Origin of the sequence: Paraburkholderia bryophila, from assembly GCF_013409255.1 — a bacterium.
Taxonomy (GTDB): domain Bacteria; phylum Pseudomonadota; class Gammaproteobacteria; order Burkholderiales; family Burkholderiaceae; genus Paraburkholderia.
Genome location: NZ_JACCAS010000001.1, coordinates 3,616,901 through 3,643,197, shown reverse-complemented (window position 1 = coordinate 3,643,197; position 26,297 = coordinate 3,616,901). Strand labels below are relative to the sequence as shown.

At 61.9% G+C, this 26,297-nt stretch carries 23 protein-coding genes and 1 pseudogene; 11 read left to right on the top strand and 13 right to left on the bottom strand.

Going from position 1 to position 26,297, the window contains the following annotated elements:
- Nucleotides 1-61 precede the first annotated feature (61 nt).
- Both GGD40_RS16320 and trxA read left to right on the top strand, forming a co-directional pair.
- Complete coding sequence (locus GGD40_RS16320; RefSeq protein WP_179744243.1) at nt 62-943, top strand: pirin family protein; 882 nt, start codon at nt 62-64, stop codon at nt 941-943.
- A 90-nt stretch (nt 944-1,033) separates the two neighbouring features.
- A complete protein-coding gene (gene trxA / locus GGD40_RS16315) occupies nt 1,034-1,882 on the top strand; it encodes a thioredoxin (RefSeq protein ID WP_179744242.1) in 849 nt (282 codons plus the stop codon).
- Nucleotides 1,883-1,938: 56 nt separating this feature from the next.
- Here the strand turns inward: trxA and tcdA are convergent, their stop codons facing one another.
- The gene (gene tcdA, locus GGD40_RS16310; RefSeq protein WP_179744241.1) at nt 1,939-2,790 is read right to left on the bottom strand and encodes a tRNA cyclic N6-threonylcarbamoyladenosine(37) synthase TcdA; all 852 of its coding nucleotides are present in this window, start codon (nt 2,788-2,790) and stop codon (nt 1,939-1,941) included.
- A 260-nt stretch (nt 2,791-3,050) separates the two neighbouring features.
- Between tcdA and pdxH the strand changes: the two genes are divergently transcribed.
- From pdxH to GGD40_RS16295, 3 genes are all read left to right on the top strand, one after another.
- Nucleotides 3,051-3,692, top strand: a complete 642-nt coding sequence (gene pdxH / locus GGD40_RS16305; protein ID WP_179703211.1) for a pyridoxamine 5'-phosphate oxidase — start codon at nt 3,051-3,053, stop codon at nt 3,690-3,692.
- Between the two features lie 142 nt (nt 3,693-3,834).
- The gene (locus tag GGD40_RS16300; protein WP_179703210.1) at nt 3,835-5,049 is read left to right on the top strand and encodes an SAM-dependent methyltransferase; all 1,215 of its coding nucleotides are present in this window, start codon (nt 3,835-3,837) and stop codon (nt 5,047-5,049) included.
- A 72-nt stretch (nt 5,050-5,121) separates the two neighbouring features.
- The gene (locus GGD40_RS16295) at nt 5,122-6,387 is read left to right on the top strand and encodes a DUF72 domain-containing protein (RefSeq protein ID WP_179744240.1); all 1,266 of its coding nucleotides are present in this window, start codon (nt 5,122-5,124) and stop codon (nt 6,385-6,387) included.
- An 82-nt stretch (nt 6,388-6,469) separates the two neighbouring features.
- Here the strand turns inward: GGD40_RS16295 and msrA are convergent, their stop codons facing one another.
- Complete coding sequence (msrA, locus tag GGD40_RS16290) at nt 6,470-7,018, bottom strand: peptide-methionine (S)-S-oxide reductase MsrA (RefSeq protein ID WP_179703208.1); 549 nt, start codon at nt 7,016-7,018, stop codon at nt 6,470-6,472.
- Between the two features lie 257 nt (nt 7,019-7,275).
- On the opposite strand from msrA, the gene GGD40_RS16285 reads away from it, so the two are divergent.
- On the top strand, nt 7,276-7,785 hold the full coding sequence (locus tag GGD40_RS16285) for a flavin reductase family protein (RefSeq protein WP_179744239.1): 510 nt from the start codon (nt 7,276-7,278) through the stop codon (nt 7,783-7,785).
- A 58-nt stretch (nt 7,786-7,843) separates the two neighbouring features.
- Here GGD40_RS16285 and GGD40_RS16280 read toward each other — a convergent pair whose 3' ends face one another.
- Nucleotides 7,844-8,359 (bottom strand): Lrp/AsnC family transcriptional regulator, encoded by a 516-nt coding sequence (locus GGD40_RS16280; protein WP_179703206.1) that lies wholly within the window; start codon nt 8,357-8,359, stop codon nt 7,844-7,846.
- Nucleotides 8,360-8,489: 130 nt separating this feature from the next.
- Here GGD40_RS16280 and kynB point away from each other — a divergent pair, with 130 nt between their 5' ends.
- The 3 genes from kynB to kynA all read left to right on the top strand — a co-directional run bounded on the left by kynB (nt 8,490) and on the right by kynA (nt 11,433).
- Nucleotides 8,490-9,143, top strand: a complete 654-nt coding sequence (kynB, locus tag GGD40_RS16275) for an arylformamidase (protein ID WP_179744238.1) — start codon at nt 8,490-8,492, stop codon at nt 9,141-9,143.
- Nucleotides 9,144-9,239: 96 nt separating this feature from the next.
- Entirely contained in the window at nt 9,240-10,490 is a 1,251-nt protein-coding gene (kynU, locus tag GGD40_RS16270) for a kynureninase (protein WP_179744237.1), read from the top strand.
- 10 nt (nt 10,491-10,500) lie between these two features.
- The gene (gene kynA / locus GGD40_RS16265; protein ID WP_179744236.1) at nt 10,501-11,433 is read left to right on the top strand and encodes a tryptophan 2,3-dioxygenase; all 933 of its coding nucleotides are present in this window, start codon (nt 10,501-10,503) and stop codon (nt 11,431-11,433) included.
- 366 nt (nt 11,434-11,799) lie between these two features.
- Here kynA and GGD40_RS16260 read toward each other — a convergent pair.
- The 10 genes and pseudogenes from GGD40_RS16260 to GGD40_RS16215 form a co-directional block, all read right to left on the bottom strand.
- Nucleotides 11,800-12,024: pseudogene (locus GGD40_RS16260) on the bottom strand (lytic polysaccharide monooxygenase); the annotation flags it as partial.
- 51 nt (nt 12,025-12,075) lie between these two features.
- Nucleotides 12,076-13,350: an IS256 family transposase gene (locus GGD40_RS16255; protein ID WP_373565319.1), complete on the bottom strand. Its 1,275-nt coding sequence runs from the start codon at nt 13,348-13,350 to the stop codon at nt 12,076-12,078.
- A complete protein-coding gene (locus tag GGD40_RS16250) occupies nt 13,286-13,885 on the bottom strand; it encodes a lytic polysaccharide monooxygenase (protein ID WP_257030417.1) in 600 nt (199 codons plus the stop codon). The genes GGD40_RS16255 and GGD40_RS16250 overlap by 65 nt, the downstream gene beginning before the upstream one ends.
- An 812-nt stretch (nt 13,886-14,697) precedes the next feature.
- Nucleotides 14,698-15,435, bottom strand: coding sequence for an SDR family oxidoreductase (locus GGD40_RS16245; protein WP_179703202.1), 738 nt, complete (start codon nt 15,433-15,435; stop codon nt 14,698-14,700).
- Nucleotides 15,432-16,976 carry an FGGY-family carbohydrate kinase gene (locus GGD40_RS16240; protein ID WP_179744235.1) on the bottom strand — a complete coding sequence of 515 codons (1,545 nt, stop codon included), beginning with the start codon at nt 16,974-16,976 and terminating at the stop codon, nt 15,432-15,434. Before GGD40_RS16240 ends, GGD40_RS16245 begins: the two co-directional genes overlap by 4 nt.
- Before the next feature lie 42 nt (nt 16,977-17,018).
- Nucleotides 17,019-18,107 (bottom strand): alcohol dehydrogenase catalytic domain-containing protein, encoded by a 1,089-nt coding sequence (locus GGD40_RS16235; RefSeq protein ID WP_179703200.1) that lies wholly within the window; start codon nt 18,105-18,107, stop codon nt 17,019-17,021.
- Nucleotides 18,108-18,145: 38 nt separating this feature from the next.
- Nucleotides 18,146-19,153 carry an ABC transporter permease gene (locus GGD40_RS16230; protein WP_179744234.1) on the bottom strand — a complete coding sequence of 336 codons (1,008 nt, stop codon included), beginning with the start codon at nt 19,151-19,153 and terminating at the stop codon, nt 18,146-18,148.
- The gene (locus GGD40_RS16225) at nt 19,140-20,660 is read right to left on the bottom strand and encodes a sugar ABC transporter ATP-binding protein (protein WP_179744233.1); all 1,521 of its coding nucleotides are present in this window, start codon (nt 20,658-20,660) and stop codon (nt 19,140-19,142) included. The genes GGD40_RS16230 and GGD40_RS16225 overlap by 14 nt, the downstream gene beginning before the upstream one ends.
- Before the next feature lie 73 nt (nt 20,661-20,733).
- The gene (locus GGD40_RS16220) at nt 20,734-21,687 is read right to left on the bottom strand and encodes an ABC transporter substrate-binding protein (protein WP_179744232.1); all 954 of its coding nucleotides are present in this window, start codon (nt 21,685-21,687) and stop codon (nt 20,734-20,736) included.
- Nucleotides 21,688-21,810: 123 nt separating this feature from the next.
- Entirely contained in the window at nt 21,811-22,791 is a 981-nt protein-coding gene (locus GGD40_RS16215; RefSeq protein WP_179703196.1) for an AraC family transcriptional regulator, read from the bottom strand.
- Nucleotides 22,792-23,191: 400 nt separating this feature from the next.
- Here GGD40_RS16215 and dalD point away from each other — a divergent pair, with 400 nt between their 5' ends.
- Together dalD and xylB are read left to right on the top strand one after the other, a co-directional pair.
- Nucleotides 23,192-24,604 carry a D-arabinitol 4-dehydrogenase gene (gene dalD, locus GGD40_RS16210; RefSeq protein ID WP_179744231.1) on the top strand — a complete coding sequence of 471 codons (1,413 nt, stop codon included), beginning with the start codon at nt 23,192-23,194 and terminating at the stop codon, nt 24,602-24,604.
- A gap of 143 nt (nt 24,605-24,747) precedes the next feature.
- Nucleotides 24,748-26,229, top strand: a complete 1,482-nt coding sequence (gene xylB, locus GGD40_RS16205; RefSeq protein WP_179744230.1) for a xylulokinase — start codon at nt 24,748-24,750, stop codon at nt 26,227-26,229.
- Nucleotides 26,230-26,297 lie beyond the last annotated feature (68 nt).

Sequence of the window (26,297 nt, the reverse complement as noted above, 5' to 3'; positions counted from 1 at the left end):
TCCGCAGTAGAATCAGCCCATTAGGCACTATCCCCACTCACTATTCCAGCCGAGCCTGCCCATGTCCTCCTCGATCAAAGCAGTCCTCAAACCGCATCTGCGCGACGTCGGCAGTCTGACCGTGCGGCGCGTGCTGCCCGCCATGGCCGCGCGTCTGATCGGCCCGTTCATCTTCTTCGATCACATGGGGCCGGCCACGCTCGAACCCGGCGTCGGCCTCGACGTGCGTCCGCATCCGCATATCGGCCTTGCGACCGTGACGTATCTGTTCGAAGGCTCGGTCATGCATCGCGACAGCCTCGGCTCGGAGCAGAAAATCGTCCCCGGCGACGTCAACTGGATGACCGCGGGCCGCGGCATCGTCCATTCCGAACGCACGCCGGAAGAAGACCGCGCGACCGGCCTCACCATGCACGGCATTCAGACGTGGGTCGCGCTGCCGCTGGACGACGAAGATATCGAACCGTCGTTCTCGCATCATGCCGGCGACACGCTGCCGGTCGTCGAGCGTAACGGCGTGACGCTGCGGGTGATCGCGGGCACCGCTTTCGGCGAGACCTCGCCGGTCGTCACGTTCTCCGGCACGCTGTATGTGGCCGGTGAGTTCGCGCCGGGCGGCGCCTTCGCGCTGGAACCGGAACACGAGGAACGCGGCGTCTATCTGGTGGACGGCGATCTGGAGATCGACGGCACGCCGCTCGAAGTCGGTCAGATGGCCGTCCTCGCGCTCGACGAAACCGTCACGCTCGCCAGCACGCACGGCGCGCGCGTGATGCTGCTCGGCGGCGAGAAGCTGGACGGCGAGCGCTTTATCGAGTGGAATTTCGTCGCCAGTTCGCGCGAAAAGATCGAAGCCGCGAAGCTGGCGTGGATGAATCAGGAGATGGGTAAGGTGCCGGGCGAGACTGAATGGATTCCGCTGCCGGAACGCAAAGGCGCTTGATCTGCGAAGGAGACGCGTAGGCACGCGCCGTATTGAATCCACGCCGACCGGCCCCATTTAACGACAAACCGTTTTATCGACGAGGACGCAATGGACACCACTCTGGCCACTTTCGAACAGGACGTCATCACGGCGTCGACGCTGGCCCCCGTGCTGGTCGATTTCTGGGCGCCCTGGTGCGGCCCATGCAAGACACTCGGCCCGATGCTCGAAAAGCTCGAAGCCGAGGCCGCCGGCAAATGGAAGCTGGTGAAGGTGAACGTGGACGAAAACCAGGAACTCGCCACGCACTTCCAGGTGCGCAGCATTCCGCACGTCATGGCGTTTGCCGACGGCCGGCCGGTCGATCAGTTCGTCGGCGTGCTGCCTGAAGGTCAGCTGCGCGAGTTTATCGAGCGGCTGGTGCCGCAAGGTGCGGACGCGGCGCGTCTCGACGCGCAAACCGCGCTGGCCGAAGGCCGCCGCAACGACGCGTACGACGCGCTGCAAGCCGCCCTCGCCTACGACCCGGGTTTCGACGAAGCGCGCATGGACCGCATCGAAATGCTGCTCGAAGACAACCTGATCGACGAAGCCCGCAGCGAAGTCGATCTGCTGTCGCCGAAAACCACGCAAGGCATCGACGCGCGTTTCAACGCGATCAAGACGCGGCTCGACGCGGTGGACGCGGCGGCGGCCCTGCCGCCCACGGATGCCCTTGAGGCCAAAGTCGCTGCCGACCCGACCGATCTCGAAGCACGCTTCGATCTGGCCAGCGCGCTGATTGCCCGTCTCAAGTACGACGGGGCGCTCGAGCACTTGCTGGCAATCGTGCAACGCGATCGCACGTTCCGTGACGATATCGGCCGCAAGACGATGCTGTCGGTGTTCGATCTGGCCGCGCATCAGCCGGAACTGGTGTCGCAATGGCGGCGTAAGTTGAGCGCGGCGTTGTATTAAACAAACCGCGCGATGCTCGAATGCGGTGGCGGCCTCGGCGGCCACCGCATGTTTCCTCAAGCCGCAGCCTGCTTCCCTAACGCCCGCAATACATGCGCGGCGGCGGCAAATCCAAAGCTCGCGGTCACACACACGCTCGAGCCAAACCCCGCACAATTCAAACCGACCGGGCCCGTAGGCGACGTGCTCACCGGCTCCGCGTCCTCGTCGACATCGACGACGGCCACTTCCGGATAGATCAGCGGTTCGTCGGAATACACCGCGCTCACCTTGAACTTCGCTTTCGGCCCGCGCGGAAAATCGTGCTGTTTGCGCAATTGCGCGCGCACCTTCGACAGCAACGGATCCTGGATCGTCAGCGCAAGATCGTCGATGCGAATGCGCGTCGGATCGAGTTGCCCACCCGCGCCGCCCACCGTGATCAAGGGCTGATTCCGCTCGACGCACCATGCGATCAACGCGGTCTTGGTGCGCACGCTGTCGATCGCATCGATCACGTAATCGAAGCCGCCGCCGAGCGTCGCGGCGAAATTATCCGGCTCGACGAAGTCTTCGATCAGCCGCACATCGCAATACGGATTGATCGCCGCGATGCGTTCGGCCATGGCTTCGACCTTCGGTTTCCCGTAGTTGCCGTCGAGCGCATGGATCTGCCGGTTAGTGTTGCTCTCGGCCACGTTGTCGAGATCGATCAGCGTCAGCGTGCCGACCGCGCTGCGCGCGAGCGCCTCGGCCACCCACGACCCCACGCCGCCGATACCGATCACCGCGACATGCGCTGCTTCGAATGCGGCCAGCGCCGGCGCCCCATACAGACGGGCGATACCGCCGAAGCGCCGCGCGCGGTCGGCGGTTTCGCTCGCGTCGAGGCTGGTAGTAAGATCGGATTGCGCGGTGGGGCTGGACATGGTGGCGGGGCTCGTTGGAATCAGGCAAAAGCAGGCGAAATCAGGCGAAACACGTAAAACGGAAATCTGCGGCGCTGACGCGTTCGCAGCCGGTATTTTGCCTGATCGCGTCAATCCCTATCGGCGCAAGGGTGACTCAGCGCAAGCGATCGCGACCAGGGCGCAATACACTGGTGCATGGCGCGAAGCCTTGACCTGGTCGCGCGCAAAGATTTCTCTCCTTAGCTATACTGGACTGACTGTAGCGTTCGCATAAGAACATGACCTCACTCGCCGATCTTCGAAACAACTATTCACTCGGTTCTTTGGACGTTGCCGATGTCGACCGCAACCCGTTTCGTCAATTCGATACGTGGTTTGAACAGGCGGTCGACGCCCAACTCCCCGAGCCAAATACCATGACGCTCGCCACGGTCGACTCGCGCGGCCGGCCATCGGCGCGCATTGTGCTGATCAAAGGCGTCGACGAACGCGGCTTCGTGTTCTTCACCAATTACGAAAGCCGCAAGGGCTGCGAACTGGCCGCGAATCCCTACGCGAGCCTGCTGTTTTACTGGATCGAACTCGAGCGCCAGGTGCGTATCGAGGGCAGCATTGTCAAAACCAGCGCGGAAGAAAGCGACAAGTACTTCGCCTCGCGTCCGCTCGGTTCACGCATCGGTGCATGGGCATCCAATCAGAGTCAGGCAATTGAAAGCCGCTCGCAACTCGAGACACGCGAGCGCGAAATCACCCTGCTCTACGGCGACCAGCCGCCGCGTCCGCCGCATTGGGGCGGTTATCGTTTGGTACCCGAAGCAATCGAATTCTGGCAGGGCCGACCGTCGCGTCTGCACGACCGTCTGCTCTACACGCGTTCAAGCGAACACAGCGACTGGCAAATCTCCCGTCTGTCGCCCTGACTCGGAATTTAACGCCGTCGCGCGCGCTGCCAACGTAGCAGCGCACGCCGGCCGGATGGCATCTCGCGGCACGGGAGTTGCGCCGCACTGGGCTGCGATCCACACAAGCTTTGCTTTAATTCAACGGACACGGAGAGATCACATGTTCTGGGAGAAAAAGCTGGCGCAGTGGGTGGAAGACGTAAAAACCAAAGCTAACCTGCCCGCACGCCTCGTGCTGTGGGACGGTCAGCAACATGACTTCGGGCAGTTCGCGGCGCCTCAGGTCACCCTTCATGTCAAAAGCGCCACGGCGCTGCCCTATCTGCTCGAACCGAGCCTCGACAATCTCGGCGAGGCGTACGTGAAGGGCAAGATCGACATCGAAGGCAAGCTGTCGGACATCATCAATATCAGCTACCAGTTGGCGCGCAATACCGTCAACAGCGCGAGCAAGCTGGCGCGCGTGCGGCGCTATTTTCATCACTCGAAAGCGTCGGACAAGAAGGCGATCCAGTATCACTACGACGTCTCGAACGAGTTCTACCAGCTGTGGCTCGATGAGAACATGGTGTACTCGTGTGCGTACTTCGAGAATGGCGACGAAGATCTCGCCACCGCGCAGATCAAGAAGATCGATCACATTCTCACCAAAATCCAGTTGCAGCCCGGGCAGCGTCTGCTCGACATCGGCTGCGGCTGGGGCGCGCTCGTGCTGCGCGCGGCGCAGAAGTTCGGCGCGCAATGCGTGGGCGTGACGCTCTCGCAGAACCAGTTCGATCTCGCCACCGCGCGCGTGAAAGCCGCGGGCCTGGAAGGCCAGATCGAAATTCGTCTGCAGGATTATCGCGACGTCGAAGGACAGTTCGACCGGATTACCAGCGTCGGCATGTTCGAGCACGTGGGCCGCAAGAATCTGCCGGGCTACTTCGAGAAGATTCACGATCTGCTGGTCGATGACGGCGTGGCGATGAACCACGGTATTACGTCGAGCGATTCCGACAGCGGCGAGACCGCGCTGGGCGGCGGCGAGTTTATCGATCGTTATGTGTTCCCGGACGGCGAGCTGCCGCACATCGGCCTCGCGCTCGAAGCGATGCAGCGCGGCGGGCTCGAAGCGGTTGACGTCGAAAGCCTGCGCCGTCACTATGCGCACACGCTGAATCTGTGGGCGGACAATTTCGAAGCGCATGCGGACGAAGCCCGCACGCTGGTCGACGACGAAAAATTCCGCATCTGGCGCGTGTACCTGGCCGGTTGCGCGTATGCGTTCGAAACCGACGACGTCTCGATCTACCAGGTGGTCTGCCGCAAAGCCGGCCGTAGCGCGAAAACCTTGCCGTGGTCGCGCCGTTATATGTACGACAAAGCGCCGTGACGCGGTTGCGCTGCGGCGTCGTGCAGTAGCGGCCCAGCGTGGCGCAACCCTTGAACAGCAGGTCGACGATCGATGGATCAGAGCGGGACAAGTGAAGTTGAGCAGACAGTGACTGGCGCGGTGGACGCCGACGGCGGAGCTGTGCAGTTCGATCTGTTCGGGATGCCGCTGGCGCGGGTGGCGGCGGCAGCGCCTGGTGATTCGGCAACGTCGCCCGACACGGGTCTCACCACGGCCACGGCCACGGCCACGCCCGCTCCAGCGGAGCCGAAGAAAAAACGCCGCGCCCGCGACGTCATCGCCGCCCCGCCCTCGCCCGAACTCATCGCGCTCGCCACGGGTCTTCCGCCGCAGATCCATCTCGGCACGTCCACCTGGTCGTTCCCGGGCTGGAACGGCATCGTCTATGGCGACGAATACAGCAACAGCAAACTCTCGCGCGAAGGCCTCACCGCCTACGGCGCGCATCCGTTGCTGAAGACGGTCAGCATCGACCGCTCGTTCTATCAGGCGCTCACGGTCACCGAATACTTGCGCTACGCGCAGCAGGTACCCGAGCACTTCCGCTTCATCGTCAAAGCGCCGATGACGATCACCGACGCCACCGTGCGCGCCGAACGCGGCGAGCCGGTCGCGCTGAACCCGTGTTTTCTGAACGCGCAAATGGCGATCGACGACTTCGTCACGCCGTGTGTCGAAGGACTCGGCGCGAAGGCCGGCGCGCTGGTGTTCCAGCTGTCGCCGCTGCCGGATCAGATGCTGGCGCAGCCGGCGGTGTTCATCGAACGTCTGGCCGAGTTTTTGATGGCGTTACCCAAGCTGCCCGACGGCACCTGCTACGCGATCGAAATCCGCGACGCGAGTCTGCTGACGCCGCGCTTCATCCGTACGCTGAAGACGGCCGGCGTGCGCTATTGCGTGGGGATTCATGCGCGCATGCCGGATCCGTTGCGGCAGGCGGCAGCGCTCGCGCTACTGGACGGCGAGCCGGCCGGGCCGCTGATCGTGCGCTGGAGTCTGCACGGCGGCTTCAAATACGAACAGGCGAAGGCCAAGTACGAACCGTTCAACCAGTTGGTCGATCACGACCCGGCGACGCGCGCGGCGCTCGCTGAATTGGCCGCGCGCTACGCGCTGGCCGGCCAGCCGGTGGTGATCGCGATCAACAATAAGGCGGAGGGGTCGGCGCCACTGAGCTGCGTCGAGTTGGCGAGAGAGATTATCGAAGCGTACGCACGGCAAGCTCACGAACATGAGCATGAGGATGAGCGCGACGCCGCGCGCGAGGAACATGAAGCCGAGCGCGAGGACCAGACGCCGCAGCGCGGTGAACCGTAACGCGATAGGCGATAAGCGACAGACGGTAACGCGATAAACCCAGGCAGATAGGAAAAAAGCGGCCATCGCTGGCCGCTCCCCCTCAACCCGCCTTGATCCGATGCGCGAATTTCTGCCGAAACTTCGCGACCTTCGGCGCCACCACGAACGAGCAGTAGCCCTGATTCGGATGCTGCGCGAAATAGTTCTGATGATAGGCCTCGGCCGGCCAGTAATTGCCGTCCAACGGCAGCACCTGGGTGACGATCTGCTCGTCGTAAATCTGCTGCTCGCCGATCTCGCGGATCGCCTGCAACGCCGTCTCACGCTGCGCTTCCGAGTGCGTGAAAATCACCGACCGGTATTGCGTGCCGACGTCGTTACCCTGCCGGTTCAACTGCGTCGGATCGTGGATCGCAAAGAAAATATCCAGAATCTCGCGATAGTTGATCTTCGCCGGATCGAAGTCGACGTTCACGACTTCAGCGTGACCGGTCACGCCGTCACACACCTGTTCATAGGTCGGATGCTGGGTCTGGCCGCCCGCATAGCCCGACTCCACCGAATTCACACCGTCGACGCCCAGATACACCGCTTCGAGGCACCAGAAACACCCGCCACCGAGAGTGGCGACTTCGCCTGTCTGACTCATGCTGCACGCTCCTAGATACGCATAAACGGCCGATGCCGGTTCCGCTTTACCGCAACGCTCATGCCACCACCGGGACCTTCCAGCTTAGTGCGCTTAACCACATGTCGGCTGGGGTCGCGGCCAATTCGCCGCGATTGCAGTTAAAATTGGGATAAATCGACGATTTTCACTATGACTTTCGAATCATTTGTTTTCGGCCACGCGTGCGACGGGTTCGGTCCGGAGTGGGTCCTGTTTGCACGAGGGGCATCCTGCCGATGAAGCACGCCAGTCCGCCCAACTTCGACCAGAACGCCTTCAAACAGGCGCTCGGCCAATTCGCCACCGGCGTCACCGTTATTACAACGCGTGCGGCGTCCGGCCAATTGATCGGCATCACGGCCAGTTCGTTTAATTCGGTTTCGCTCGACCCGCCGCTGGTGCTGTGGAGTCTGGCGACGCGATCGGCCTCGATGCCGGTGTTCCAGTCCAATAGCCACTACGTAGTGAATGTGCTGGCCGCGTCGCAGCTCGATCTGTGCAAACGCTTCGCCACCGTGAAGGGTGACCGCTTCGAAGGCGTGTCGCACGCGGCGGGCGACTCCGGCATGCCGGTGCTCGACGGCGCGCTAGCGTGGTTCGAATGCCATAACCGTAGCCGCTACGAGGAAGGCGACCACGTGATTTTCGTCGGCGAAGTGGAGCGCTGCGGCGTGCACGAGAATGCCGCGGAGACCTCGCCGCTGGTGTTTCAGAGCGGCCAGTTCCACGGGCTTAAATCGATCTGAACCGCGCCGCTGCCGAGCCGCCTCGCAGCTCCTGAGCCGGCGGCGCGTTTACTCACAATCAGCGGTCGTTATGCGCGGTGCCATGGCTGCTGCTTTTGGTCACCAACGCCACCGGTACGCCGGAATCTACCTTCAACGTCTGCAGCACGATATTCGAACGAATATCCATCACGCCGGGCGCCTTGTAGAGGCGCTGCAGCACGAAATCCGAATAGTGTTTGAGGTTGTGCGCGAGAACCCGCAGCAGGTAATGGGTTTCGCCGGTCACGACGAACGCGCCGACCACTTCCGGCCAGTCCCGCACCGCTTCGGCAAAGCGCTCGTGCCAGTTCTCCTGGTCGTTGCGCATGGACACCTGCACGAACGCTTCCAGTTCGAAACCCAGCACTTCGCGGTTCAGACACGCACGGTAATGTTCGATGACGCCCTGCTCCTCCAGGAGGCGCAGACGTCGTAGACAGGCCGATGGCGAGAGCGAGATGCGCTCCGCCAGGTCGAGATTGCTGATCCGTCCTTCTTGCTGAAGCACCGTCAAGATACGGCAATCGGTGGCGTCGAGCGAGATCGCGTTCATATTCGGTCTCCCTTTCCCATTTATGCCAAATTATGTTCCAAGACACGACGCAGAAGGAGATTTTTTCGCAATCACATTTCGCGGCAGGCCACCTATCATTTCGAGATAGACACAATCCGCCGATGGAGACATGCAAACAATCTGGGACATCACCCCCGCCGTCGATACCGCAACGCCCGTCTGGCCGGGCGATACGCCGGTCGGCATAGAACGCGTGTGGCGCATGGAGGCGGGCTCGCCCGTCAACGTCGCGCGCCTGACGCTGTCGCCGCACACCGGCGCGCACACCGACGCGCCGCTGCACTATGACGCACAAGGCGCGGCAATCGGCGAAGTGCCGCTCGACGCCTACCTCGGCCGATGCCGCGTGATTCATTGCATCGGCGCGGCCCCTGTTGTGACGCCACAACACCTGACCGGTTCGCTCGACGACCTGCCGCCGCGAGTCTTACTACGCACTTACAAAACCGCGCCAACAGCCGCGTGGGACAGCGCGTTTTGCGCGGTCGCGCCGGAGACGATCGATTTGCTCGCCGCACGTGGCGTGCAACTTATCGGCATCGATACGCCGTCGCTCGATCCGCAAGAGTCGAAGACGATGGATGCGCACCACCGAATCCGCGCGCACCGCATGGCGATTCTCGAAGGCATCGTGCTGGATGCCGTCGCGCCTGGCGACTATGAATTGATCGCGCTGCCGCTCAAGCTGACCACGCTCGATGCGAGCCCGGTGCGCGCGATTCTGCGTGCGCTGCCGACGGCGAACGCCGCTGCCGACTCCTGACGCTGACGCCCACCGAACGCTGAACGCCGACCGCTAAACGCCGCCGAGTCTCCCACCATCCCACTCTCGATCCTGTATCCGACTGACGGAACCATCATGAACCACCGTGAAGAAGCCCTGGCGCTCGACAGCGCCGACCCGCTCGCCTTACTGCGCGACCAGTTCGCACTGTCGCCGACCACCATCTACCTCGACGGCAATTCGCTCGGCGTGCCGCCAGCCGCTGCCGCGCAGCGCGCGCAAACCGTGATCGCCGCCGAATGGGGCGAAGGCCTGATCCGTAGCTGGAACAGCGCCGGCTGGTTCGCGCTGCCGCGCCGCCTCGGCAACAAGCTCGCGCCGCTGATCGGCGCGGCGGACGACGAAGTGGTCGTCACCGATACGATTTCGATCAACCTGTTCAAGCTGCTGTCCGCGGCGGTGCGCATGGCGAATGCGCGCGACCCGAAGCGTCGTGTGATCGTGTCCGAGTGCTCGAATTTCCCGACCGATCTGTACATCGCGCAAGGTTTGATCGAACAGCTCGATCGCGGCTATGAACTGCGCCTCGTCGACGATCCGTCCGAACTGCCTGCCGCGATCGGCGACGACACCGCCATCGCGATGATCACGCATGTGAACTACCGCACCGGCTATATGCACGACATGGCCGCGCTGACGAAGCTGATTCACGACAAAGGCGCGCTCGCCTTGTGGGACCTCGCGCATTCGGCGGGCGCCGTGCCGGTCGATCTGAATGGCGTCGGCGCTGACTATGCGGTGGGTTGCACGTACAAGTATCTGAATGGCGGGCCGGGTTCGCCGGCATTCGCGTGGGTGTCCAAGCGTCATCAAAACGATTTCACGCAGCCGCTGTCCGGCTGGTGGGGGCATCGCGCGCCGTTCGAGATGGACCCGGCGTATCGGCCGGATGACGGCATCGGCCGCTTTTTGTGCGGCACGCAGCCGATGATCTCGATGTCGCTGGTCGAGTGCGGACTCGATGTGTTTTTGCAAACCGATATGCAGGCGATTCGTCGCAAGTCGCTGGCGTTGACCGATCTGTTCATCGAACTGGTTGAAGCGCGTTGCGGCGAGTTTCCGCTGACACTCGTCACGCCGCGCGAGCATGCGCAGCGGGGTTCGCATGCGAGCTTCGAGCATCCGCATGGGTATGAGGTGATGCAGGCGTTGATCGCGCGTGGGGTGATCGGCGATTATCGCGAGCCGCGTGTGTTGCGGTTTGGTTTTACGCCTTTGTATACGCGCTTTGTGGATGTGTGGGACGCCGTGGAGACGTTGCGCGACGTGCTCGTGCATGAGACCTGGCGAGCGCCTGAATTTGCCGCTCGCGGCGCGGTGACCTGAGGAGCGGGCGATGAACGATCATATGCAAACGCCGGGGTTGCCGGAAGAGAAGCCTGTGCAGGGGTGTCCGTTTGGGCATGGGGGCGTGGCGGCCGGTGCTGCTGCTTCTGCGGCCTCTTCAGGCGATGGCTGGCATGACGCGCAGCTCGATTTCTCGGAATCGATGAGTTACGGCGACTATCTGTCGCTCGGGTCAGTGCTCGATGCACAGCATCCCTTGTCGCCGGATCACAATGAGATGCTGTTCATCATTCAGCATCAGACGAGTGAGCTGTGGATGAAGCTCGCCTTGTATGAGCTGCGCGCGGCGCTGCAGGCCGTGCATCGCGATGAATTGCCGCCGGCGTTCAAGATGCTCGCTCGTGTTTCGCGGATCATGGAGCAGCTCGTCCAGGCGTGGAGTGTTCTTGCCACGATGACGCCGTCTGAATACACGGCTATGCGGCCGTTTCTTGGGAGTTCTTCCGGGTTTCAGTCTTATCAGTATCGGCAGATTGAGTTTCTGCTTGGGAATAAGAATGAGCAGATGCTGAAGCCGCATTCGCATCGGGCTGAGGTTTTTGCTGAGGTTAAGGCTTCGCTTGAGGCGCCCTCCTTCTACGATGAGGTTGTTCGGTTGCTGGCGCGGCGGGGGTTTCCTATTTCAGCCTCCCGGTTGGAGCGGGATTGGACTCAGCCTACTGTCCATGATGCTTCGGTCGAAGCCGCCTGGCTTGAGGTTTATCGGAATCCTTCCCAGTATTGGGAACTGTATGAGATGGCCGAGGAACTTGTTGATCTTGAAGATGCGTTTCGGCAGTGGCGGTTTCGGCATGTGACTACCGTCGAGCGCATTATTGGGTTCAAGCAAGGGACAGGTGGGACTAGTGGGGCTACCTATCTGCGAAAGATGCTTGATGTGGTTTTGTTTCCTGAACTTTGGCATGTTCGGACTATGCTTTAGGAGGCGGGTTGGGCTGCTCGGCGGGTTGGTTGCGCGCTTGCGGTGTTGGCCTTTCCTTGCTTTGCTTGTGGTCTATTAGCGTTGCCCCTGTGCGGGGCGGCACCTACTTCTCTTTGCCGCGGCAAAGAGAAGTAGGCAAGAGAAAGCCGCTCACACCGCTAATTCTTAAGTGGGGCCCCCGCGCAGTCGCGGTAGTGGTACATCTGGAATCTGGGTTCTCGCGCATTTTGCGGCAGTGGTACAGCAGTCATTCTTCCGGCGGCGCTGCGCGCGCCCTCGCGGTTGTTCTCGCGGCGCGCGGTCGATGTGGCCGCGTTGCGGCACCATCGTCGTTTGCATGGCTTTCCGTACTCTCGCACTCGGTTCCTAGAATGGGCTCATTACCGGACTGCCCTTTGTATCCGTAAAGTGCGTATCGACGACCTGGTAAAAGCCCATCTGCGTATCCGCGACTTCCCAGACCGCGAGGATGACCTGGTAGCCGGTGCGATCGGGTAATTGGCATTGATGTATCGTCGGTTGAGCAGGCTTCAGATTAAATTTCCAATAGGGTTGACCGTCGTTCTGGACCGTGCAGAACGGCTTCTCGTCAAACTGCGCGAACCTGTCCGCATTTTTGTGTGCGAGGCGGTTTAAAGATTTCTAGCCACGTGCGAGCGTGAAGCGCTCGCCAAACAGGATAGCAAACTGGTTCATCGCCGCTTTCCAGTCGAATGCCGCTCTCACGGACTTTGCCAGCACGTTGCGTAGCGCCAGCCACAGCAGCTTGATGGCGGCCTCGTCGTTGGGGAAGTGTCCGCGGGTCTTGATGATCTTGCGCAGTTGCATGTTCAGACTCTCTATGGCGTTTGTTGTGTAAACGACCCGGCGTATCTCCGGGGGAAACACGAAGAACGGCGTGACGTGTTCCCAGGCACGCTGCCAGGATTGCACGATGGTCGGATACTTCGTTCCCCAGGGTCCTTCAGTGAAGTCCTGCAAGGCCTGCTGTGCAGCCTGTTCGCTCGCGGCTGCATAGATCGGTCGCAGCGCCGTGGCGACCGCCTTGCGGTCCTTGTGGCTGGCGTACTCCAGACTGTTTCGGATCAGATGCACGATGCAGGTCTGCACCGCTGTGCGGGGGTACGCCGTCCCGATCGCCTCGGCCAGTCCTTTCAGACCGTCCACCACCGCGATCAGGATGTCCTGGCAACCGCGGGTCTTGAGGTCATTGAACACCTTGAGCCAGAACTTCGCGCCCTCGGTCTGTTCAATCCACAGGCCGAGTACGTCGCGCTGGCCGTCGGCCTGGATACCCAGCGCCAGATAGACGGCCTTGTTGCTCACCACGCCGTCGCCACGGATCTTCACGCGTAGCGCGTCGAAGAACACCACCGGGTACATCGGCTCGAGCGGGCGGTTTTGCCAGGCCAGCGTTTCAGCCATCACTTCGTCAGTGACTGAGCTGATGAAGTCGGGTGAGACCTCGGTGCCATAGCTTTCAGCCAGAAACGCCTGAATCTCGCGCACGCTCATGCCGCGGGCGTACATGGCGATGATGCGCTCATCGAAGCCCGTGAAACGGCGCTCGTGTTTGGGAATCAGGATCGGCGCGAAACTGCCCTCACGATCGCGCGGCAGATCGAGCCTGACGGGGCCGCGCTCGGTGATGATCGTCTTGCCGCTGGCGCCGTTGCGTTCGTTGGCCTGGCCGTCGGGCTTGGGCTGGCCCGGCGGGTAGCCCAGATGCATGTTCATCTCGGCGCCCATCGCGCGCTCGATGATGGCCTTGTTGAACGCCAGCATCAGGTCCTGGACCTGGACAGGCGTCATCGGACCCTTCACCAGTTCATCAAGCAGACCTTCAGGCAGCTCAGGCAGCGGCCCTCGGGCCGCTGCCTGGGAGGCGACGGTACGTTTCTTTTTCATGATCGGCATATCCATGATTTTCATCCTTCATGATATGCCTCGCCCACAAAATCACGGATAGGTCCAACTGCGCTCGCGTCAACGGCTTCGCAGGATCCCAGCCGGAACGCGTGATGAAGTAGTTCCAACGCCGCGTCGCGTGCACCGCCGAATATTCCCACTTGAAAATTTGAATCGAATTGGCCCGCACCGGAATCTTCGTCCATCGGTCCGCGGATTGTTCATTCAATACCGCAATGCGCCCGTTCACACTCGCTCCGGCAATCTCGCCATCCTTCGGCGGCTCTGCGTTACGCACATCTTGCGGGGCAAAAACATCCGCGAGGCCCGCCCGTGTGGCGGGGAAAAATTTGCCATTCTCCATTGCGTTCGCCTGCCATGCATCGACGTTGCAATTGACGTTTTTTCGCTCCACACACAACACAATACGAGAAGCCGGTTGAGTCAATCGCCCGTGAGCATGAACAAGCGTGACGCCGAATAGCGCGGTGAACGCAATGGCCCAATGACGCCGAGTGAGTGAGCGATGCATGTTCTCGTACATGGTCTATTCTCCAAAACACCTTACCCCTATCGCGCTATGCCATCTTCGAAGTGCGATACGGAGAACGGTTGACGATCGAGCGGCATCGACAGAGGAGCACGAACGCGTGATCTTTATGACGATCCGACGGTGATACGAGGTGCGACCTGTACTCGCCAATGCAGAAGGACAACGTGCTTGCCCTCCCACAGACCTCAAAGTCGACGCAACGTAGTAGCTAACGTGCGAGTCCGAGGAACGTCAAAATTTCTGACGACGCGCGGGGACACGCCAACTCACTCGCACAGGTCATCAACATACACGCGAAATTCGCGGCAAGAGCCTCCCGCGTTGCTATGCCGCGGACGTGACGACCGAGAATTTACGACGGCGATAAGCGTGAGTCACGTCATGAGCACGAAGACGAAGAACAGGAGCATCAGCGTCACGAGCGAGTGAAATCCGCCGCACCGTCACACGTGAGAACATCGAGCGCTCTTCATACGCGAGGAAGAAAAACCCGGAATATGGAATGCAAAACTGGCGACCGCCAAAGAGAAACACCGCGACGGCGCGCGCAGCGTCGCCGGAAGAATGACTGCTGTGCCACGAACGCGGAGTGTGCGAGAACCCAGATTCCAGATGCACCACTACCGAGACTGTGCGGGGGCCCCACTTAAGAATTAGCGGTGTGAGCGGCTTTCTCTTGCCTACTTCTCTTTGCCGCGGCAAAGAGAAGTAGGTGCCGCCCCGCACAGGGGCAACGCTAATAGACCACTAACAAGGCAAGGAAAGGCCAACCACCCGATCGCCGCGCAGGCAAAATCCCCAACCTACCTGGCGGTATAACCTCCATCAACAGCCAAACAAACCCCACTAACCATAGAAGCCGCCTCACTCAGCAAAAACAGAACAGGCGCAGCGACTTCGCGAGATTCAGCAAAGCGCCCAAGAGGAATAGCCTTCAAAGCAGGCTCACGCTTAGCGGGATCACTCCAGGCCAGCACCGCCATAGGCGTCAAAGTAACCGTAGGATTCACGCTATTGACCCGAATCCCAAACGCCCCCAACTCAACGCATAGAGAACGAGTCACAGCATCAAGCGCAGCCTTAGAAGCCGAGTAACTCAAATGATCATCCAAAGCCACAAGCGCAGCTTGACTAGAAACGTTGACGATACTGCCCGCGCGCTTAGCGCCGATCATCCCCAGCGCCACATGCTTGGCAACGAGCACAGCCCCCCGGGCATTCACCGCCATGACCCGATCGAAGCTAGCCGCCGTGGTATCCACAGCCCGTTCGAGCAAAGCAATCCCAGCACAATTAACGAGCCCATCGAACACCCCAAGCGATTCGAACGCCTCATCGATAGCACCTTCGTCGCTCACATCGAGCATCAACGGCTCACAACCCGTCTCCTCAGCCAACCGAGCCAACTCATTCACACTCCGCGCCGCCGCAACAACATGCGCGCCAGAAGCACACAAAGCCTCGACGATAGCCCGCCCAATCCCACTAGAAGCGCCCGTAACGAGAACCGACCGCTCAGAAAAATCAAAAGTAGCATTCATGATGTCTGCAACCGATGCATGACCGGCTTCAACGCCGGATACAAATCCGTATAAATGCCGAACCGCTGTTCATATAGCGCCATCCGCACCGCGTCCGGCTGCGCCCGCTCGACCAGCGTCACCCAACCGCCCTGCGCCTCTTCCCGCGACACCAACCCGACACCCACACCCGCGAGCAACGCCGCGCCCATTGCCGCCTCGACATTTTGCTCGATCGTATAGACCGGATAACCGGTCACGTCGGCAATAATCTGCATCCACAAATCCGAATGCGCGGCGCCGCCCACGACGATCAATTTGTCATCCAGCGACAACGCGCCTTGACGTCCCGCTTCGATGTTGTGCTTCAGCGCAAAAGACACGCCCTCCAACACCGCGCGATATAGATGCCCACGCGTATGGAACAGACTGAGTCCGACAAACGCGCCGCTCGCCTTCGCATCCCACACCGGACTCCGCTCGCCCATCAGATACGGCAGGAACATCACCCCATCCGACCCGGCCGGCACGTTCGCCGCCGACTCCTCGAGCAACCGGTGCGGATCGCCATGCGGCGTCGCGCGCGCCGCCTCGATCTCGGCGTGACAGAACTGCTCGCGATACCACGTCACCGACGCTCCCGCCGTAATCGCGCCACCGAACACATAAATATCGTGCTGCCCGTTGAACACGTGCGGCATGCTGATCAAGCCATGCCGCGCATCGACACTCTGATTGATATAACCCCAGCACATGCTGGTACCGATCATCGCCACATGCTGCCCCGCACGCGTAACGCCGGCGGCGAACGTCGCCATCGCCGCATCGACGCCGCCGGCCACGATCGCCGTGCCCGCATCGAGTCCAAGCGTCTCGGTCCATTGCGATAGCAAGCCGCCCACCACGTCGGACGATTCAACCAATCGCTCCGGCATCATGGTCGCGGGAATGCCTAGCATGTCCAGCGCTTCGTCCGACCAGTCGCGTTTCGCCATATCGTAGATACCGCCGATATTGCCCGCCGAACTATGATCGACCGCCACCTCGCCGGTCAGCATGTAGATCACATACGCATTCGGCGGCAAAAAATAGCGCGTATGCGCCCACACTTCCGGCTCGTTATCGCGCAGCCACAGCATCTTCGTATAACCGTAATAGCTGTCCACGCCATTACCGGTAATCGTGCGTAGCCGTTCGAGATCGACGTTCGCGCTTACCCATTCCACCTGCGCGGTCGCGCGGCGATCCATCCAGATCAGACACGGATAAAGCGGCCGCATTTCGCTATCCACCGGAATGCCCGAGCCGCCGTACAGACTGCTCACGCAGACCGCCTTGATCGACTTCGCCGCGACGCCCGCCTCCTTCGCCTTCGCGACGCACGCGGCGATACACTCGACCACCGCCTTGAACCACACTGCGGGCCATTGTTCGGCCCACAGCGGCTTGGGCGTATCCGGCTGATAGCTCGACGCATGTTGCGCGACGATCGCGCCGTGCCGATCGACGAGCAACGCCTTGGTGCTCTGCGTGCCGATATCGACGCCGATGACGTAATCCATACAGTCTCCGTTTTATAGGCCGCTTACCCGTCCCGACGAGGCTCAGGCGCGCGGCTTCATCAACACCTTGATCGAATCGAGCGAATTCGCGACCTTGATCGCCTCGTCCCATTCTTCCAATGAAAAGCCGTGCGTCACGATGCCTTTCGACGTCACCAGTCCGCGCGCCAGCAGATCGATTGCGATCGGATAGCAGTACGGTCCGAGATGCGCGCCACGCACATCGAGTTCCTTGCGGTCGCCGATCACCGACCAGTCAAGCGTGGTATCCGCGCCGAACACGGAGAACTCGACAAAACGCCCGAGCTTGCGAATCAGGTCCATGCCCTGATTCACGCCGATCGGTGCGCCGGTGGTTTCAATATACACATCGCAACCGTAGCCGTCAGTGAGCGAATGAACGATGGCCAGTGCGTCTTCCTGTTTCGGATTGATCGTCACGTCGGCGCCGTATTCGCGCGCGAGCGCGAGCCGTTCTTCCACCAGATCGATCACCACCAGTTTCTTCGGCGTTTTCAAATGCGCGACTTGCGTCATCATCAGCCCCAACGGCCCGGCGCCCGCGATCACGACCACATCGTCGAGTTGCAGTTCACCGCGATTGACGGTGTGAATCGCACACGCCAACGGTTCGATGATCGCGGCGTCTTCGAGCGAAATGCCATCGGGGATCTTGTGCACGATCGCGGTCGGCGGAATGCGCATGTACTCGGCCATGCCGCCGTCCGCTACTTCGCGCTGGAAGCCGAAAATGTTGTGCACCTCGCACATCCAGTACTTGCCGGATTTGCAATACCGGCATTTGCCGCAGGGCACGATCTGTTCGGCAATCACCCGGTCGCCCAGCTTCACGCCGAAATGCTCCGCCGCGCCCTCGCCGATTTCTTCGACGAAACCGAAGAACTCGTGCCCCGGAATCACCGGTGCTTTCACCCACGGGCTCGGGCCGCCCCAGAACATCTTCGCGCCGGAATGGCATTTGCAATCGCTCGCGCAGATACCGCACGCGGCAATGCGAATCACCAGTTCATGCGCACGCGCCGTGGGTTTCGACACCTGTTCGACGCGATAGTCTTTCGGTGCATGACAGACAATGGCTGTCATGTTCTGCTTGTCGGTTTGAGTCGTCATTGCTGTGGTCCTGCTTGAAATGGGAAGTCAGTGGAGAATTACTTTCTACGGTCGCGGCTGATATAGATCGCCAGCAAAATGATTCCGCCCTTGATCACGTTCTGCACATATGGATTCACACCGACCATGTTCAGGCCGTTGTTCAGCACCCCGAGCAGCAACGCGCCGATCAACGTGCCGATGATCGAGCCGCGGCCGCCCGAGATCGAGGTGCCGCCCATCACCACGGCGGCAATCGCGTCGAGTTCGAAGCCGACGCCCGCGTTCGGTTGACCGCTCATCAGGCGCGCGGTCAGCACGATGGCGGCAAACGCCGAGGTCAAGCCGGCGATCGAGTAGACGATCAGCTTGACGCGCGCCACGCGCACGCCGGACAAACGCGTCGCCTGTTCGTTGCCGCCGATCGCGTACACGTAGCGGCCGAACGGCATGCGTTCGAGCAGCACCCACGCGATCGCGTAGATCACCACCATGATCACGACCGGCGCCTGCACGCCGAGAATCTTGCCGCTGCCGAAGAACGCGACCCAGTCGGGCAAACCGTCGATCGGATAGCCGCCCGTGTAGATCAACGCGAGACCGCGCGCGATGCCCATCGTCGCGAGCGTGACGATGATCGGCGGCATGCCGGCGAACGCGACGAAGAAGCCGTTCGCCGCGCCGAAGCCGAGACCGACGGCAATGCCAACTGCCAACGCGGCCACGGCGTTCATGCCGGCAACCATCAAGCCTGCGGCGAGCGTGCCCGCCAGCGCCATCACCGACCCCACCGACAGATCGATCCCGCCGGTCAGAATCACGCACGTCATCCCCACGGCGATGATGGCGTTGATCGACACCTGGCGCAGCACGTTTTCGATGTTGGCGGCGGAGAGAAAGCTGTCGCTCGCAAACACCATCACGATGCAGACCACCAGCAGGCCGATGAACGGATAGAACAAGGTGGAGCGTTTCAACGCGGCCCACGTAAAGCGCACCGGCGCACCTGGCGTGTCGCTGCTGACCGTGGAAGTTTTCGGTGACGAAGAAGGATTAGGCGTGTTCATGTTTTGCTCCCAGGGAGCCGGCGGTGGCATAGGTCATCACGGCATTGGAGTCGATCGCATCGCCTTCGAGCATTGCTTCGATGCGGCCCTGGCGGAACACGGCGACGCGGTCGCACATGCCGACGATCTCCGGCAGTTCGGACGAGATCATGATGATCGAGTAGCCGCGCGCGGTGAGTTCGCGCATCAGCAGATAGATTTCGGCTTTGGCGCCGACGTCGATGCCGCGTGTCGGTTCGTCGAAGATCAGGATGTTGGTGTGATGATTCAGCCAGCGGGCAATCACTACTTTCTGCTGGTTGCCGCCCGACAGCGTCGCGACTTCGGTGTGCATGGTCGGCGCCTTGACGCCCACGCGTTTCATGATGTCGGCGGTGGCACGCGCTTCGCTGCGCTGGTCGATGAAGAAACGCAACGAGCGATACTTGCCGAGGTTGTTGATCGAGATGTTCTGCTTGATCGAGAAGTCGGTGATCAGACCTTCGGTCTTGCGGCTCTCCGGCAGAATGCCCACGCCGGCGCGCAACGCGTCGGCGGGATCGGACAGCTTCGCGGCTGCACCGTTGATGCGAATCTCCTTCATGTACGCCGGATCCGCGCCGATCACGGCGAGCGCGGTTTCGGTGCGGCCTGAACCGACGAGACCCGCGAAACCGAGAATCTCGCCTTCACGCAGCGTGAAACTCAACACGGGACTGTCCTTCAGCAATTGCAGCTTCTGAACCTCCAGTACGATTTTCGCGTCGGCATGCAACGGCGGCTTCGGCGGAAAGCTGCTTTCAATGCGGCGGCCCACCATCATTTCCACCAGACGCCCCACGTCGGAATCGGCCACTTCCATCATGCCGACGTATTGCCCATCGCGCAGCACCGTGATGCGGTCGCACACTTCGAATATCTCTTCGAGGTGGTGCGAGATGAAAATCATCGCCACGCCCTGCTGTTTCAGATCGCGCATGATCGCGAACAGATGCTCGGCCTCGGCAGGCGTGAGCGTCGCGGTCGGCTCATCCAGAATCAGAATGCGGGCTTCCAACGACAACGCCTTGCCGATTTCGACGAACTGCTGCTGCGCGACAGAGAGCTCGCGAATCGGCACCGACAGATCGATCGTCACGCCGAGTCGCTGAAAAATCGCCGCTGCCATGCGACGCATCTTGCCGCGTTCGAGCAGGCCCAGGCCGTTCTTCAATTCGCGGCCGAGAAACATGTTCTCCACCGCGTTCAGATACGGAATCAGGCTGAACTCCTGGAACACGATGCCGACGCCCGCCGCCACCGCGTCGTGATAGTTCGTGAAGTGTCGCGCCTCGCCCGCGATCGTGATCGCGCCTTCATCCGGCTGATAGATGCCGCAGAGGATTTTCATCAGCGTCGATTTGCCGGCGCCGTTTTCGCCGAGCAACGCGTGGATCTCGCCGCGCGCGATCTCGAGATGAATGCCTTGCAGCGCTTTCACGCCGGGAAAGCTTTTGGTGATGTTGTCGAGTTTGAGAATGGTGTCCATCGGGTGCTCCTCTGCGGCGCGCCGCCGTGTCGCGTGTCAGACAACGCAAACACGGTGCGGCGCGCCTGTCGTCTTACCAGCTGAAACCCTTGGCATTGCTCTTGTCGATCATCTTCACGTCGACCGGAATCGTTTTCGGCACATTGGCGCCCCACTTCTTCGCGAGCGCAATGCCGAGCGCGATACGCACCTGGTCGGCCGGGAATTGCGCGGACGTTTCGATGAACTTCGAGTTCGGCTTCTGGATCGCCGCGATTGCTTCCGGCGCACCGTCGACGCTGGTCAGCTTGATGTCCTTGCCCGACGATTCGATCGCCGACAACGCGCCCATCGAGCCACCGTCGTTCACGCTGAACACACCCTTCAGGTTCGGATGCGCCTGAATCATGTTCTCGGTAACCGACAGCGCGGTTGCGCGTTCCTGCTTACCGTTCTGCGTATCGACGACTTTGATGCCCGGCACCTTCGCGAGCGCCGCCTTGCAACCCCGCACGCGTTCCAGAATCGGCACGACCGGAATGCCGTCGAGAATCGCCACTTCACCGCTGCCGCCAATCGCCTTCGCCAGATAGTCGCAAGCCATTTCACCCGCGTCGAAGTTCTTCGAGCCGACGAACGAATCGACCGGACCGTTGGCGTTCGCATCCACCGCGACCACGACCACGCCCGCCTTCTTCGCCGACGTCACCGCCGATTGAATGCCGGTCGAGTCGGTCGGATTCACGAGCAGAATGTCGATCTTCTTCTGCAGCATGTCTTCGACGTCGCTGACCTGCTTGCTGACGTCGTGATGCGCGTCGGTCACGACCACGGTCGCGCCGATCGACGCGGCTGCGTCGTTGAGCGCCTTTTGCATCGTCACGAAGTACGGGTTGTTCAGCTCCTGAAACGTCATGCCGATTTTCAGCGGTGCGGCTTGCGCGGCCGGCGCAGCGATGAACGACAGGCCGAAGGCGAACGCCGCGATGGCCGCCGCGTCGCGAGTGAAGCTTTTCAACGAGGCGGGCTTCGAAAGGGATTGCGTCATGGTTGTCTCCGTTATTAAAAGTAAGCACGTCCCTCACGCTGTCGTCGGACAGCGCGATACGTGTTGCAACGCGGGTGAAGTGGAACGCTTCGGCTAAGGTTTCAACCTGGTCGAAGCGGGAAACTACGTCGGTGGATAAGCGGCGGCGGCCGGGCGCGGGAGCCCCGGCGCGAGCACGATGGCGGGCGCGTCGTCAATGCCCACGCCGCGCGCGGCGGCCTGTTCGGAGGCGTCGCGGCTCGCGTCGTTGAGTTGCTGATAGCGGCGGAATTTCGAAGGCGCCATGCCCTTCACCGCGAGAAACTGCCGGTTGAAATTCGACAGGTTGTTGAAACCCGCCTTGAAACAGATATCGGTCACGCTGAGTTCGCCGTCGGTCAGCAACTGGCACGCGAGGTTGATCCGCATGCGGTTCACGTACTGCACGAACGGCAGCCCGGTATGACGGCGGAAATAGCGTGAGAACGCGCTGACGCTCTGACCCGCGAGCTGCGCCAGATCCGATTCGCGCAGATCGTTCGCGAGGTTCTTGCCGATATACGACAGCGCATGATTGATCCGCGTCGACGCGAATCCGGTCGAGTCGGCCTGATACGCAGGGCTTGCGAGCGCTTCGCGGTCTTCGGCGTTCATCAGGATTTCAAGCATCGACATGAACAGCACCAGCCGGCGCAAGCCGCGCGCGGTCAGCAATTCGAGGAACAGCGGCTTGACCGTCTCGCTGGTCGAGGCGCCGAACGACACGCCACGGCGCGAGTCGGCGAGCAACGCCTCGACCTGACGCCACTCCGGAAAACTGTCGACGCAGCTCGACACGAACTCCTGGCCGAATTGCACGACCAGATTGCGCTGCGCGATGGTCTCGCCTTCCGGCACGTCGCTGACCCAGTTGTGCGGCAGGTTCGGCCCCATCAGCACGAGATTGCCGGGCGTATAGCTGCTGATGTGATCGCCGACGAACATCTTGCCGGTCGTCGCGACGATCAGGTGAATCTCGTACTCCGGGTGGAAATGCCAGCGCACCGTGCGATACGGATAGCCATGCGACCACACTTTGAACGATTCGTCGCGGCGCACGGCCACGAGTTCGAGATCGGGTTGCACTGTCTGCCTCCATGAAGCGGCTCGCCGGGGGCGTCGCCAACGCTTCGTCTTGTTGTCTTCTATAGCGAAAAGTAGCCCTCAAACGCGCTCGCCACCACTAAAAATGAAACCGCGAACCGATACTTTTTTGCATTCGGGTTAGTCCTGACCCGGAAAAGGTCAAATTTGATGCAATGCAATACGCGGTGATCCGCACGGCAAAGCACGTCCGTCATGCAACCGTACCTCGTGAAGCTCGCCCGCAAGCCCCGCCACGCCGCGCTGCGCCACGAAAACCCAGCGACCTCGCCTTGACATTCGTTTCGCCGGGTACGATCATTCGCTCACACGAAGAGCAAATGCTCCATCACAAGAAACGCCGGCTTCAAGCCGTGCGAGCCAGGACATTCAGGAGACGTACATGAACAGCGGACAAGGCAGCGGCGCGGCCGCACACGTGATCCTGCACATCGGCGCGGGATCGTTTCATCGCGCGCATCAGGCGTGGTATCTGCACCGTTTGAACGAAGCGAAGGTGCCCGGCGAGCCGCACTGGTCGCTCACCGTCGGCAATATTCGCAGCGACATGAACGCGGTGCTCGACGCGCTCGCCGCTCAGAAAGGCGTGTACACGCTCGAAACCGTCACGCCGCAAGGCGAACGCGCGTACGAGACGATCCGTTCGATCGAGCGCGTGTTGCCGTGGACCGAGAGCCTCGACGGGTTGATTGAAGCGGGCGCCGATCCGGCCTGCAAGATCATCGCGTTCACGGTGACCGAAGGCGGCTATTACCTCGACGAAGAAGACGAACTCGATACCGCGAACGCCGATCTCGCGGCCGACCTCAACGGCGGCCACGGCACGATCTACGGCGCACTCGCGGCGATTCTCGACGCGCGCATGAAGCGCGGCGCAGGCCCGGTCACGCTGCAAACCTGCGACAACCTGCGCAGCAACGGCGAGCGCTTTCATGCGGGCATGAGCGAGTTTCTCGAACGACGCGGCGCGAACGAACTCGCGCAATGGTTCGACGACAACACCGCGTGCCCGAGTTCGATGGTCGACCGTATTACGCCGCGTCCCACGCCAGATGTGCGCGAGCGCGTGAAGGCCGCGACCGGCGTCGACGATGCGTGCCCGGTGATGGGCGAAGCGTTCATTCAATGGGTGATCGAAGACCGCTTCATTGCTGGCCGCCCCGCTTGGGAAAAGGTCGGCGCGGAACTGGTCGACTCGGTGATGCCGTACGAGGAAGCGAAGATCCGCATTCTGAACGCGCCGCATAGCTGCATTGCGTGGGCGGGCACGCTGGTCGGGCTGGACTACATTCACGAAGGCACGCTCGACGCCGACATCAACAAGTTCGCGTTCGACTACGTGACCGAAGACGTGATTCCGTGCCTCACGCCGAGTCCGCTCGATCTCGACCGGTATCGCGACGTGGTGCTCGAACGCTTCAGCAATCCGTATATCCAGGACACCAATCAGCGCGTCGCGGCCGACGGTTTTTCGAAGCTGCCCGGCTTTATCGCGCCGACGCTGGCCGAGTGTTTCGAACGTGGCGTCACCCCGGCGGCCACGGCCATGCTGCCCGCGCTGTTCTTCCGCTTTCTGCAACGCTGGCAGTCGGGCGAATTGCCGTACGCGTATCAGGACGGCGTGATGGACGAGAAGGTCGCGCGCGGTTTCTTCGCCGCGCCCGATCCGCTGAAAGCGTTCGCCGCCGACCGCCTGCTGTGGGGCAGCATGGCGCAGACGCCGGAACTGGAGTCGGCGCTGGAAGGCGCACTCGCGCGTGTCGACGTGTGGCTCGCCAAACGCGGCGCGGCCTGAACGCACCGCCCGCACCAGCCGCGGCAACGCGGCACCCCTAAAACGCAACAGCGAAGCGCGCCGCTGCCAGGCTTAATGCGCATGGCAGCGCGCGCGGTGTGCGGCTAAAGTAGCGCATCTCCAACGACGAAGGTTCCGCGCCCATGTATCTCGGCATCGACCTCGGCACGTCCGAAGTGAAAGTCCTGCTGCTCGCCTCCAACGGACGCGTAATCGGCACCGCGGGCTCCCCGTTTACCGTTTCACGTCCGCATCAGCGCTGGGCCGAACAGAATCCCGAAGACTGGTGGGCCGGCACGCGCACGGCGCTCGCCGCGTTGCGCGCCAAACACCCCGACGAGTTCGCGCAGATTCGCGGCATCGGCCTGTCGGGGCAGATGCACGGCGCGGTGCTGCTCGATGCGGAAAACCGCGTGCTGCGTCCCGCGATTCTGTGGAACGACATGCGCAGCGACAAGGAATGCGCGGAGCTGACCGAGCGCGCGCCCGATCTGCACAGCGTGGCCGGCAATCTGGCCATGCCGGGTTTCACCGCGCCGAAGCTGCTGTGGGTCGCGCGCCATGAGCCGGAGATTTTCGCGCGGACCGCCTGCGTGCTGCTGCCGAAGGATTACTTGCGTCTGCAACTGACCGGCGGCAAGGTGTCCGATCCGTCGGACGCGGCCGGCACGTTGTGGCTCGACGTCGCCAAACGCGACTGGTCCGATTCGTTGCTGGCAGCCTGCAACATGACGCGCGCGCAAATGCCGAGCCTTTGTGAAGGCAGCGCGCCGTCCGGCACGTTGTTGCCCGAAGTAGCACGCGAATTCGGTCTGAGCGACGGCGTGATCGTCGCGGCCGGCGGCGGCGATAACGCCACCAGCGCGATCGGAATCGGCGCGACGCAACCGGGCGACGGCTTCGTGTCGCTCGGCACCTCGGGCGTGCTGTGCGTGGTCGGCGACAGTTTCCGGCCGAACCCGGCGTCCGCCGTGCATGCGTTCTGTCATGCGATTCCGGATCGCTGGCATCAGATGAGCGTGGTGCTCTCGGCGGCGAGTTGCCTGCGCTGGGTCTGCAAACTGACCTCGACCGACGAACCGACATTGCTCGCGGAAATCGAAGCGCTGCCCGCCGACGCGTTGAACACCGCGCCGCTTTTCCTGCCCTATCTGTCCGGTGAACGCACGCCGCACAACGACCCGTACGCGCAAGGCGTGTTCTTCGGCATGAACCACGCGACCGATCGCGCGCTGCTCGGCTATGCGGTGCTCGAAGGCGTGACGCTCGCGCTCACCGACGGCCTCGACGCGCTGCGCGCGGCCGGCACCGAAGCGAAGGCGTTGTCGCTGCTCGGCGGCGGCGCGCGCAGCGATTACTGGGCGCAGTTGCTGGCCGACGCGCTCGACACCGCCACCCGCAAACACGGCGGCGGCGAAACCGGCGCGGCGCTCGGCGCGGCCCGTCTCGGCTGGCTGGCCGCGGGCGGCGATCCGGCCACGGTGCTGACCAAGCCGCCCATCGAAAAGGAATTCACGCCGAATCCGCGCCGCCATGCCGAACTGCGCGCGCGGCTCGAAGCGTATCGCGCGCTGTATCGCCACGTGCGGCCGCTATTCGATCCGGCACGCACGCCGCTCGCCTGAGCGACGGCAAGCCGCAGCCGCTCTCCGAAGAGACAGGAGAGCCGGCTGCTATCATCGGCGCACTATAA

Bases quoted from the DNA above. Each gene is read 5' to 3' on its own strand.
- GGD40_RS16320 (WP_179744243.1), top strand. From the start codon at position 62: ATGTCCTCCTCGATCAAAGCAGTCCTCAAACCGCATCTGCGCGACGTC.
- trxA (WP_179744242.1), top strand. From the start codon at position 1,034: ATGGACACCACTCTGGCCACTTTCGAACAGGACGTCATCACGGCGTCG.
- tcdA (WP_179744241.1), bottom strand. From the start codon at position 2,790: ATGTCCAGCCCCACCGCGCAATCCGATCTTACTACCAGCCTCGACGCG.
- pdxH (WP_179703211.1), top strand. From the start codon at position 3,051: ATGACCTCACTCGCCGATCTTCGAAACAACTATTCACTCGGTTCTTTG.
- GGD40_RS16300 (WP_179703210.1), top strand. From the start codon at position 3,835: ATGTTCTGGGAGAAAAAGCTGGCGCAGTGGGTGGAAGACGTAAAAACC.
- GGD40_RS16295 (WP_179744240.1), top strand. From the start codon at position 5,122: ATGGATCAGAGCGGGACAAGTGAAGTTGAGCAGACAGTGACTGGCGCG.
- msrA (WP_179703208.1), bottom strand. From the start codon at position 7,018: ATGAGTCAGACAGGCGAAGTCGCCACTCTCGGTGGCGGGTGTTTCTGG.
- GGD40_RS16285 (WP_179744239.1), top strand. From the start codon at position 7,276: ATGAAGCACGCCAGTCCGCCCAACTTCGACCAGAACGCCTTCAAACAG.
- GGD40_RS16280 (WP_179703206.1), bottom strand. From the start codon at position 8,359: ATGAACGCGATCTCGCTCGACGCCACCGATTGCCGTATCTTGACGGTG.
- kynB (WP_179744238.1), top strand. From the start codon at position 8,490: ATGCAAACAATCTGGGACATCACCCCCGCCGTCGATACCGCAACGCCC.
- kynU (WP_179744237.1), top strand. From the start codon at position 9,240: ATGAACCACCGTGAAGAAGCCCTGGCGCTCGACAGCGCCGACCCGCTC.
- kynA (WP_179744236.1), top strand. From the start codon at position 10,501: ATGAACGATCATATGCAAACGCCGGGGTTGCCGGAAGAGAAGCCTGTG.
- GGD40_RS16255 (WP_373565319.1), bottom strand. From the start codon at position 13,350: ATGCCGATCATGAAAAAGAAACGTACCGTCGCCTCCCAGGCAGCGGCC.
- GGD40_RS16250 (WP_257030417.1), bottom strand. From the start codon at position 13,885: ATGTACGAGAACATGCATCGCTCACTCACTCGGCGTCATTGGGCCATT.
- GGD40_RS16245 (WP_179703202.1), bottom strand. From the start codon at position 15,435: ATGAATGCTACTTTTGATTTTTCTGAGCGGTCGGTTCTCGTTACGGGC.
- GGD40_RS16240 (WP_179744235.1), bottom strand. From the start codon at position 16,976: ATGGATTACGTCATCGGCGTCGATATCGGCACGCAGAGCACCAAGGCG.
- GGD40_RS16235 (WP_179703200.1), bottom strand. From the start codon at position 18,107: ATGACGACTCAAACCGACAAGCAGAACATGACAGCCATTGTCTGTCAT.
- GGD40_RS16230 (WP_179744234.1), bottom strand. From the start codon at position 19,153: ATGAACACGCCTAATCCTTCTTCGTCACCGAAAACTTCCACGGTCAGC.
- GGD40_RS16225 (WP_179744233.1), bottom strand. From the start codon at position 20,660: ATGGACACCATTCTCAAACTCGACAACATCACCAAAAGCTTTCCCGGC.
- GGD40_RS16220 (WP_179744232.1), bottom strand. From the start codon at position 21,687: ATGACGCAATCCCTTTCGAAGCCCGCCTCGTTGAAAAGCTTCACTCGC.
- dalD (WP_179744231.1), top strand. From the start codon at position 23,192: ATGAACAGCGGACAAGGCAGCGGCGCGGCCGCACACGTGATCCTGCAC.
- xylB (WP_179744230.1), top strand. From the start codon at position 24,748: ATGTATCTCGGCATCGACCTCGGCACGTCCGAAGTGAAAGTCCTGCTG.